Origin of the sequence: Promicromonospora kroppenstedtii DSM 19349, from assembly GCF_000515355.1 — a bacterium.
Classification (GTDB): domain Bacteria; phylum Actinomycetota; class Actinomycetes; order Actinomycetales; family Cellulomonadaceae; genus Promicromonospora; species Promicromonospora kroppenstedtii.
Window position 1 is genome coordinate 1 of sequence record NZ_KI911727.1, and the last position, 1874, is coordinate 1874.

Genomic DNA, 1874 nt, shown 5'->3' on the forward strand with positions numbered 1-1874 from the left:
GGCCGAGCGCGCGGCCCTCGAGGCGCGGCAGCCGCACGGCCGCCTGGTCTCCGCGGACGAGGTCGCCGAGGCGGTCGCGTACCTGGCGAGCCCGCAGGCGGCGTCCACCACGGGCACGACGATCGCGGTGGACGGCGGGATGCACTCGCTCAGGGTCCGCCCCGCATGACGTCTCGGCGGCCGGTCCCCGGCGCTGCGCCGGGGACCGCGGGGTTAGCGTGGCCGGATGAGCACCATCACCACTGATGTCGTCGTCGTCGGGCTGGGCGGGTTCGGGAGCGCCGCGCTCTGGCGGCTCGCCGAGCGCGGGGTCTCCGTGGCCGGGATCGACCGCTTCGACATCGGGCACGACCTGGGATCCTCGCACGGTGCGACCCGGCTGTTCCGGGTCGCCTGCATGGAGCACCCCGGGTTGGCCGCCGTGGCCCGCAGGTCCCTGGACCTGTGGACCGGGCTGGGGGAGCGGTACGGCGAGAGCTACGTGGAGCAGACGGGCTGCCTGAGCGTCGGGAGCCCGGCGTCGCTGCCGGTGCAGGGCACGACGGCGGCGGCCGAGGCGGCCGGCGTCGAGGTGCACCACCTGTCGCACGACGAGCTGGTGCGCCGGTACCCGCAGTACGCCGGCCTGGACGAGCGGACCGTCGCCGTGCTCGACCCCGAGGGTGGCCTGTGCTTCCCCGAGCGCAACGTCCGCGCGCAGGCCCGGGCCGCGGCCGAGGCGGGCGCCCAGGTGTACCCGGGTACGCGCGTGACGTCGGTGGAGCTCGTCGACGGCGGGGTGCGCGTGACCACGCCCACCGCCGTCTTCGAGGCCGCGCAGGCGGTCGTCACCGCCGGGGCCTGGAACGCCAAGCTGCTGCCCGACCTGCCGCTGCGGCCGCGCCGGACCCCGCTGTACTGGTTCGCGCCGAAGGAGGGCGCCTCGCAGCCGTTCGACCTCGCCGCGTTCCCGTCGTTCATCTACGAGCTCGCCGACGGGCGCGGCCTGTGGGGCCACGGGAGCGGCGACGGCTTCCACATCAAGATCGGGCTCAGCGACCACGGGCACGACGACACCGACCCCGACGAGCTGGACCGGTACATCCACCCGCGGCGCGACGTCGACCGCCTGGCCGAGGCGGTCGCGGCGGCGTTCCCGCAGGTGGACCCGGTCCCGGTCAAGGCGATCCCGTGCATGATCACCAACTCGCCGGACGAGCAGTTCCTCGTCGGCCGTCCCGGCGGCGACCCGCGCCTGGTCATGGCGGGCGGGGACAGCGGGCACGGGTTCAAGCACGTCGCGGGTGTGGGCGAGCTGCTGGCGCAGATCGCGGTCGGGGAGGAGACCTACAGCGACGTCGGCTTCATGAACCCGGACCGGTTCGCGTGAAGAATGGCACCGAGCACCCCCTGACATGCGGAAAGATGCGCGCATGAGGTTCGAGTATTTTGCGGCCCCCGACGACGAGACGGCGGCCCTGACGATCGACGGCGGAGAGATCGACGGAGCCGTGGGATCCCACGTGGTCGATCCCGCCTCCGTGCTGGGCCAGCTGGAGCGGCTGCTCGGCGGCCCCACGGGCGACGACGGCCTGCGCAGCGCCCAGCTCGTGGCAGAGAGCCCGGACGGCGCCCGGCTGCTCATCCGGCTGTCCAACCACCTGGTCACGTTGTTCGGCATGGTGCGACCCACCACGCTGGACGACGTCGTCAAGCACTGGTCCCTCTCGCGGCGCTTCCGCCGGGCGGAGCCCGAGGACCTGCACGCCTTCGCCGCCGGCCTGCACGAGCTGTGCAAGGGCAGCGGCAAGCGCGTGTACTGCCGGGCGACGGCGGACGAGAGCGAGCTGGCGGCGGCGATGGCCCCGGCCGGGTCGGCGTCCGCGGGCGAGCCC

At 74.3% G+C, this 1874-nt stretch carries 3 protein-coding genes; all 3 read left to right on the forward strand.

Annotation, left to right across the window (positions count from 1 at the left end; all coding sequences use genetic code 11):
* Nucleotides 1–169 (forward strand): SDR family oxidoreductase (locus PROKR_RS21485; RefSeq protein ID WP_036967178.1); only part of this gene is annotated, 169 nt, incomplete at its 5' end.
* Nucleotides 170–226: 57 nt separating this feature from the next.
* Complete coding sequence (gene solA, locus PROKR_RS21490) at nucleotides 227–1369, forward strand: N-methyl-L-tryptophan oxidase (RefSeq protein ID WP_036967180.1); 1143 nt, start codon at nucleotides 227–229, stop codon at nucleotides 1367–1369.
* A gap of 43 nt (nucleotides 1370–1412) precedes the next feature.
* The coding region (locus tag PROKR_RS35765; RefSeq protein ID WP_036967182.1) for a hypothetical protein at nucleotides 1413–1874 on the forward strand (462 nt) is incomplete at its 3' end.